Consider the following 8,646-nt stretch of genomic DNA (forward strand, 5'->3'; position numbering starts at 1 on the left):
GAAATGGCATTATTCAATTTCTGAATGGTAGTAACAATTAATTTATTATTACCCGTCATTTGATTGACAAGGGTTTTAGTATCTGTAGTTGAATCAATACTTCCTTTACTAAAACTATTAAATTCTTTGGCAGTTTGGGTATCTAAATCTTTACGATCTACCACAAAAACAACTTTATGAACCTCAGGAATACTGGTTAATATTTGAGCTGTTTTAAACGAAGTTAATGTTTTACCGCTTCCGGTTGTGTGCCAAATATAGCCGTAATCGGTTGTGGTTTTTACTTGATTGATAATAGCCTCTACTGCGTAATATTGGTATGGACGCAAAACCATTAAGGCTTTTTGCGTTTCGTTCAATACAATATACTGCGTAATCATTTTAGATAAATGACACGGATTCATGAAATCATCTGCAAACTCAGCTAAGTTTGTAATCAGCTTATTTTCTTTATCTGTCCAATAAAATGTTTGCTTAAATGAACGATCTTTTACACGACCATTGCAATAGTATTTGGTATTTACCCCATTACTAATAACGAACAACTGAATAAATTGAAACAACCCAAAACCAGCACCGTACGAATGTTTTTGATAACGATTGATTTGATTAAACGCCTCTTTAAGCTCTAATCCTCTACGTTTTAGCTCAATTTGTACCAAAGGTAAACCGTTAATTAAAATAGTAACATCGTAGCGGTTATCGTAATTTCCTTTCATAGAAATTTGATTGGCAACTTGGAATTCGTTTTTACACCAATGTTTACTATCTAATAATTGAATGGTTTTGTTTTCGCCTAAATCGTTTACATACGGAATACGAGAACGTAAGATTTTTGCACGTTCAAACGTATTACCTTTGTTTATGTAAATAAGTATTTGCTTAAACTCGGCTTCGGTTAAGGTAATTTTATTATGCTTTTCGATCTGTTGTTTAAAGTTAGCTATTACATCATGCTCATCTTTTAGCGTAATGTAACTATAACCTAAACCAACCAATTGATCGATTAAGTTGTTTTCTAAGAGTTGTTCTGGTTGTGTGTTCATAAGCTATTTATATAAATATCTTGCATTTAATATCAATTCATTTGGCAAATTATTTACAATAGAAAGTATATCATTATGCAATACTATTGCATTTTGTTCTAAACTTTCCTTCACTTCATAACTAAAGAAATATCGAATTCCATCAATAATTTTTTCTCCGCTACTTCTTACAAATAAAATATAATACCATTCATTCCTTTCAATATCAAATTTAAAATCAATTGCGTAACGATCCTCTCTATCGTATGTTACTTCAACTTTATTATTTTCAATTACAAAATCTAAATATATAGTGTCTAAATCGTAAAGATTGAAAATATATTTTTCAGTAGAACGATTTAAAAAATGTTGTGTGATTACATTCATAAAATAATGGTTATTTGTAGAATGTTGTGTATTACGAACCACAATGTATTGAGCAAGTGAATTCCCTTTAGTGAAAAAATTGTTCTTACTATGTTCTATTAATTCAGGATACTTAATAATGTAATATTGCCAGTTATTAATATCTTGTTTTAATACTAATTGATCATAATCAAGCGTTTGAAGATTGATTTCAAAGTGATGCTCTAATTCTTTAAGGATATCAATAAATTCCGATTTTTGAAAAATTCTTGAAAACAACGCACGTTCGTCATTGATTAAATTAAACTTATCAAATGATTTGATGGTTCCTTTAGTATCAGAATAATCAAAATGGCTTAAAACAAATCTTCTCAGGTATTTAGATTCAAAATCTTTACTAATCCTTCCATTTGAGTCCTTTTTAAATGCCAATTGTTTAACAATAGACACACACTTTCTCATGAAATCAAAATCAAAAAGATTTTCTTTTATTTCTTCTGCCCAATAAAAGAAACAACCCGTTTCGCCTTCCACCAACTCGTTAAACATTTCATCAAAATACAACTCTTTTAAAAACACTTTTAATTGCTCATTCTTGTTCTCGTCTTTTAACCATTTAAGCTTGTGAGTTTCGTGTTGTAACTCTTCATCTTTATTATCAAAATATTGTGTAACTAATAGTATATTTTGTTCATCTAAAATATTTGCTGTATGCAGTTTATCTACAAATTCAAAAAAGACCAGCAAAGTTTCTATTGGAGTATCTTCTACTTTTCGAGTATGCGATTGGTTTAAAGCAAACATTCTAAATACATCTAATTCATGTTCAGTAACTTTATTTTCAAACTTTATCAAATAATACCAAACAGAAAGATATCTAAAAATCATTTTTTTAGATAATTTCACGTCAATTCCACCCTTAATAAAATAATCAGTTATGTAAGATTCGTTTTCCTGATTTTCGAATAACAAACGCTCTAAAGTATCTTTAGATAACTGTAAAAAATCTATATTAAACTCTTCAGTTTGAAACGATTTTAAATTTGTAAAATCATCAAATAACTCTTTGGTTAATTCACCTTTTATGTGTTTTTTAATATAAGCAACATGATGTAAAAATGATTCAAATCCAAAATCGGAATCTGCATTATCAAATCTGTTTTTAAAGAAAAAATTTTGCCAATCTTCCCATTTTTCACCCGCTTCAATTTTTAAATCACCCTCACACTTTTCAATCAATTTGGAACGTAAGATTTCTTGAGATGATAATTTAAAACCTCTACTGTTCATGTATAAATACAGTTTTTCTCCTTGTGCGCTTAAATTGGTATCGAAATAATTAAACTCGACATAATTTTCAATAAAATCTAAAAAATCTTTCCAATCTATTGTTGAAATGGTGTTTAGTTTTGTTTTAAAATGGGTATAATTTGCAATGATATTTTTAACTGTTAAATCGTAATTGTATTCACTCTCGAAAAAATTAGCGTCTTCTTTAAAATCTTTTTTGGCATGAAAAGATTTTAAAAATAATTGCAAAAATACGTGAGCCGATTCTCTCACCTTGTAATCTAACTTAGGTACATTATTTACAAAATAATTACGTACAAATTCATCTTGTAATGCTAGTTTTTCATATAATGCAATAAGTAAAATATAAAAAGTTGTTAGGCGTTGTTGCCCATCAATTAAAAAAAACTTACCAGGCAGTTCTTTATCATGATACGCATAAAGAAAACCAAACTTTTGTTTGTATTTTACTATATCTAATTGTTTCTGTAAATGATTTTTAATTAAATCGTTGTTCAGTTCTTTATCATTTTCTAAAATTGTTACAGAACTTTTAAACGATAATTTTTCATTGTATTTTTTTAAAATACTTTCCCAAATTTTGTCAATTTCAATGGTAGACCAAACATAATCTCTCTGCAATTCAGGAATAATAAATTGATCTACTTCGTTGTGTAATAGCAAATCTTTTAAAGCATATCTCCCTGTTTTCATAATTTTTGTTTAATCAATTCCATTAATAAATTGTATGTTTTTTCTATCCAAGATGCATTTGCTTGCATATCTTGTAATTGCCAATTGGTTAAATTCGGTGTAAAATGATAGTTTTCATTATCTTCTTCTATCCAATGTAAGTTTTTAGATACCGCATTAATAGTATGTTGAGGAACAAAATTTCCTTTAGCAAGCATGGTTAATAACAACTCTCTTTTTTTAGGAAAAATATTATTGCTTAATGTGCTATTGTTACCTTTTTCTAATAAGGCTAAATTGCCAATATAATGCTCGCTTACGTCTTCCAACATAATTAATTGTTGAATAGTGTCAGGAACTTTTTTCTCGTCTATTGTTACAGATTCTATTTCATTTTTTAATGTTTCATCTGATGTTTTTTCTAAAAACCAATTTTTATATTTGATTACATCTGCCACCGAAACATTTGGATTTTGAGGATAAATGTGCTCAATACTCCAATTGTTTTTGGTAAAATCATAAAAACTGAAATGGTTTTTAAAGTTAATTGTAGCTTCACCATTAACATAAACCAAAGGAAATGCATTTAACGCTAAAAAAATACGATTTAAAATAGCATTATCTGGTCCGTATTCTAAAGATGAAATGGCTCTATCTTTACCTAATTGCAATGAATCGTACAAATGTTTGTAAAGTACTTTTTTAAGATCCGATTTCCCTTTGTTTGTAAGAATTTCAATAGAATTTTTGGTCGCTACATAATAACCAATTAAATGATACAATTCGTCATCGGCATACCAATTCATCATTCGTTTCGCTACATTTTGTAACTCTTCTAGCTTGTTTTCTGCTTTTTCCGAGGTTTTTAAATGATCTAAATACAAATTGAACAATTCCATTTCGTTTACTGAAGTTTTAATCTCTTTTGATTGATGATCTTTGTTATTCTCAATTTTCTCAATGAAATTTCGAATTCGAGGTTCATCAATCTTTTCTGATTTCTTAGGTTTCGTCAGGTTCAATATAGAATTGATGCCAATATTTTTTTCCTTTTCGTTCAGAATTTTATAATTATAGAAAAACAGTTGATTGTGTTTTTCATTTAAAAACCATTGGTTTAAATGATCCCAATTTCGAGCCAAACGATTTCTTTTGGCTTGAATTTCTAAAAAAGAATGAGAGCTTTGTGGCGAACGTGTAGATTGTGTAAACAACAAACCTTTTATTAGGTAATAATTGGTTAAATCGACTTTGTTGTCATTTAAATTAGAGAAAACCTCTTCGGCCGAAGTTAATTCGTCTTCAAGGTTAACAATAATTTTTACATGATTTAGCAAGTAAGTTATATAAGGTTTTAATTCTTCGCCAAGAATACTAAAGAATTCTTTTATACATTCTTTAGCATGATACAAATAATAAATATCTTGTTGATTATCTAAAGATGAATCGCTTTTATTTAAAGATAAGATATGCTCAAAAATATCTTGAAATTCATTATTGGTTTTATAGCGCTGGTACACCACTTTACCTTTGGCGCAATTCTCTATAGAGTGATGCTTTTCTGCTACATAAAATAGCAAGCTTAAAGTAGTTAAACGTTGTTGCCCATCGATTACTTCTAAAAAATCCGCGTTTTCTGCATTTTTTTTAACCGTAATGTATTGCAAATAATATTCGTTGGCATTTGTTGAAAATGCTTCGTAAATATCGGTTAATAAAATAGGTACTTGATCGTTTTTACCAAACGATTTCCATTTGTAGCCACGTTGATACGAAGCTATATAGTATTGCGTTGCGTTTAATTCTTGTAGCAAGTTTGCTGAAGAAAAAATATGCGCAATAGGATAAATAAATTCATTCATGTGTTTTTTGGTTGGTTTTTGGTTTTAAACAAATAGCTGCTGTAACATCGCTTTTTTAAAGCTTTGCGTTTGACTAATTTGCTCGTTTACTTTTTCTATACTTTCATCTAGTACCGACAAGAAATTGGCGATTTTTTGTTGTTCGGGTAAGGATGGGTATGGTAATTTTATATTTTTTACTATTTCTGCATTTATATTACCTTGGGTACCTGTTTCTATGAAACGGTTTATAAATTTTTTAAAATACGTTAAGTAATAGTAGATATATTCTAGTGAATCATTTTCTTTTAAAATTATATTCATTACGGCTTGTGAAGTTGCAATCTCAATTTTATTTATAGTTACAAAACCAACACTAGCATACATTGAATAAATTAATGAATTTATGGGAACTATCCATGAACTTGAATTTTCAATTCCTCGTTTATTAATAGTTTTCTTTGCGTAGGTTAAATATTTTCCTTGTTCTGTTATATCACTAATTGATAAAAATGGAATCGTTCCATCTATATAATAATCTCTATTCGAAGCCTTTGGTGTACCACCACTTTGCATTTTTTTAGCAATTTCACCCAATCTTTTCTCTTCCCATTCCGGAAAATCCTTTCCATTATTATCTTTAAAACGAATTTCTTGGGTGAACAACTTTTGCATCATGGCTTTTTTGTAAAGCGTTAACTGTTCTTTCTTGTCTGCTAACAAATTAATTTTATCATCTACCGTAGCTAAATAATCGGCTATTTTTTGTTGTTCGGGAAGGGAGGGAATGTTTAAATTAAGATTTGCAACTCTATTTGAAGAAAGGCTTAACACCTTTGTTCCTTGGGCAATCTTATATATTTGATGTCTATATATTTTTGTTTTGAAGACATAAGAAATAAACCCATTATAATTTAAATCTGAAATTTTTCTTGCCAAAAAAGTATGAAGACCAGATAAAACTTTTTCATTATTCAAATTAATAACTTCAATAGCTTTTCCTATATCATCATAATTCTCAGACGCATCTGCAATTATAACATCACCCTCTTTTAAATAGTTATCTTCAGTAATTCTTGATAAATCAATTTCTTCATTTATATAAGGAACATTTTCTTTTGTTATATCAAACAATGTTTTAAACTTAACATGAATATCACCATAATGTATATTTTTCACATTACAGTTCTCATAATTTAATTTATCTCTTGAAAGAGAGTTTGTAGATTTAAATTCGTATAAATCATTGAATTTAAATACATTCCAATCCCCTTCAAACTCAGGAAAGCGCAATTTAGGTTGTAGTTTATGTTGTTGTTTCATTTTGTTTTTTTAATTAATTTTTACCTTTTAAGTTTTGCACTTTGACAGGTTACACACCTCGACAGGCTCCACTTCGACAGGCTCCACTTCGACAGGCTCCACTTCGACAGGCTCAGTGTAACATGTGTCGATGGCTAGAAAGGTGTGGGTATGTTTAATTCGTTACAAAATGAAGCTAACTTTTTATCTACTTCGGTTAACTCGATATTAATAGCTTTTAAACGTTCGGTTACTTGTTGTACGTCAATCGCTATTTCTTCTTCAAACGTATCTACATAACGCGGGATGTTTAAATTGTAATCGTTTTCGGCAATTTCGGCTAAGGTAGCTATGTGGCAATATTTGTCTAGTTCTTGTCGGTTGGCATACGCATCTACAATACGCTGAATGTCTTCGTCGCGCAATTTGTTTTGTGTACCCTCTTTTATAAAATTGCCTTCGCCACTAGCATCAATAAACACGATGTTATCATCGGCTTTACGGCATTTTTTTAGTACCACAATACACGTAGGAATACTGGTTCCGTAAAAAATATTAGCGGGTAAACCTATAATGGCATCAATGGCGTTCAATTCTTTAATAAAATATTCGCGAATAACGCCTTCGGCAGCACCGCGAAACAATACGCCATGCGGAAATACAGAGGCAACGGTTCCGTTATCGGCTAATTGGTAATACATATGCTGTAAAAAAGCAAAATCGGCTTTGGTTTTGGGTGCTAATTTCCCGAATTGGTTAAAACGAACATCCGAAGCGTTTAGCGGATTTACATCACCTTTCCAATTGGCAGAAAAAGGCGGATTGGCTACAATGGCTTCAAAACGTTGGTCTTTATGGCGAGGTTCTTCTAACGTATCGTCTTGCTCAATATTAAAACGTGAGTAATGCACGTTGTGCAAAATCATGTTCATTCGAGCCAAGTTGTACGTGGTTGGGTTTAACTCTTGTCCGTAAAAATCGGCTACTTTGGTTTCTTTCGCTACGCGTAAAAGCAACGAACCCGATCCACACGTTGGATCATAAACCGAACGAATTTTGTCTTTACCTAAGGTTACAATTTTAGCTAAAATGGTAGAAACTTCTTGAGGCGTATAAAACTCCCCTGCCGATTTACCTGCTCCTGCTGCAAATTGCTTAATCAAATATTCGTAGGCATCACCCAAAACATCCGATTCGATATCTTCTAATCTAAAATCGATTTCGTTTAATTTGGCAAGAATTTCAACAATTACTTCGTTACGTTTATCGGGTGTTTTCCCCAATTTAGAAGAAGCTAAATCTACATCTTGAAACAACCCAATGAAATCTTCTTCCGATTCGGTTCCCATCGTAGATTGCTCAATGTAATTTAGGGTTTGCTCCAATTCTTCAATGATATACGAATCGGCTCCTCTTTTAATAAGTGCTTCTAACAATTGATCAGGCGCTAAATAAAAGCCCAATTGCGCTAACGATTCTTCTTTAATCGCTTCTAAAGTATCTAAATCAGTCACGTTTTTATATTCTTTAACCGTTTCGTCTTCTAAAAGCGTGTTGGCGTAAAGATGTTGTTTTTCTGATAAGTATTTATAGAAAATAAATCCTAAGATATAGTTACGATATTCATCTGCATTAATTCGTCCACGTAACGTATTGGCTACATCCCACAGTTTTTGTTCTAGGATTTGTTTGTTATTTTCTGACATTGTTTTTGTTTGTTTTGCAGTAAATATACAATTTCAAAATGTATAAAAACGTACAAAAATGGTGAATTATGGTAAATTTTGAGTGAGGGTTTACCCTACTTTACATTTTTATTAATTACATTCTTTGTTATTGAATGTAAATATGATTTACGATAAAAACAATACATGACGTTTTGAATTAATTTGTGAAAATTTTAAAAAAGAAATAGTCATTTTGAATATTCCTGATTTGTATAAATACTACCAAAAGGAATTGATTCAAATTTTGGAAGAAAAATCAACCCCTTATGTATCTTTATGATAGTTAATTGTTTCGAAGGTTTTTTAATCAACTAGTTGAAGATGCTACATTCGACTTAAAATTAGTAAAGCCTCCGAAGTTGGAGGCTTTATTTAATATGCTTGAATTAGAACTTCGGAAGG

Annotated in this window: 5 protein-coding genes; all 5 read right to left on the bottom strand. The window is 30.3% G+C overall.

Going from position 1 to position 8,646, the window contains the following annotated elements; translation table 11 throughout:
• On the bottom strand, window positions 1-1,046 hold a 1,046-nt coding region (locus tag EG240_RS15615), incomplete at its 3' end, for a type I restriction endonuclease (protein ID WP_148096362.1).
• 3 nt (window positions 1,047-1,049) lie between these two features.
• A complete protein-coding gene (locus tag EG240_RS15620) occupies window positions 1,050-3,395 on the bottom strand; it encodes a DUF262 domain-containing protein (protein ID WP_125020266.1) in 2,346 nt (781 codons plus the stop codon).
• A complete protein-coding gene (locus tag EG240_RS15625; RefSeq protein ID WP_125020267.1) occupies window positions 3,392-5,236 on the bottom strand; it encodes a DUF262 domain-containing protein in 1,845 nt (614 codons plus the stop codon). Before EG240_RS15625 ends, EG240_RS15620 begins: the two co-directional genes overlap by 4 nt.
• Before the next feature lie 24 nt (window positions 5,237-5,260).
• A complete protein-coding gene (locus tag EG240_RS15630) occupies window positions 5,261-6,538 on the bottom strand; it encodes a restriction endonuclease subunit S (RefSeq protein ID WP_125020268.1) in 1,278 nt (425 codons plus the stop codon).
• Window positions 6,539-6,672: 134 nt separating this feature from the next.
• Entirely contained in the window at window positions 6,673-8,223 is a 1,551-nt protein-coding gene (locus tag EG240_RS15635; RefSeq protein ID WP_125020269.1) for a type I restriction-modification system subunit M, read from the bottom strand.
• Window positions 8,224-8,646 lie beyond the last annotated feature (423 nt).

Source organism: Paenimyroides tangerinum (assembly GCF_003865405.1).
In the GTDB taxonomy this organism is placed as follows: Bacteria; Bacteroidota; Bacteroidia; order Flavobacteriales; family Flavobacteriaceae; genus Flavobacterium; species Flavobacterium tangerinum.

Coding starts and splice junctions, on each gene's coding strand:
- EG240_RS15620 (WP_125020266.1), bottom strand. CDS start 3,395: ATGAAAACAGGGAGATATGCTTTAAAAGATTTGCTATTACACAACGAA.
- EG240_RS15625 (WP_125020267.1), bottom strand. CDS start 5,236: ATGAATGAATTTATTTATCCTATTGCGCATATTTTTTCTTCAGCAAAC.
- EG240_RS15630 (WP_125020268.1), bottom strand. CDS start 6,538: ATGAAACAACAACATAAACTACAACCTAAATTGCGCTTTCCTGAGTTT.
- EG240_RS15635 (WP_125020269.1), bottom strand. CDS start 8,223: ATGTCAGAAAATAACAAACAAATCCTAGAACAAAAACTGTGGGATGTA.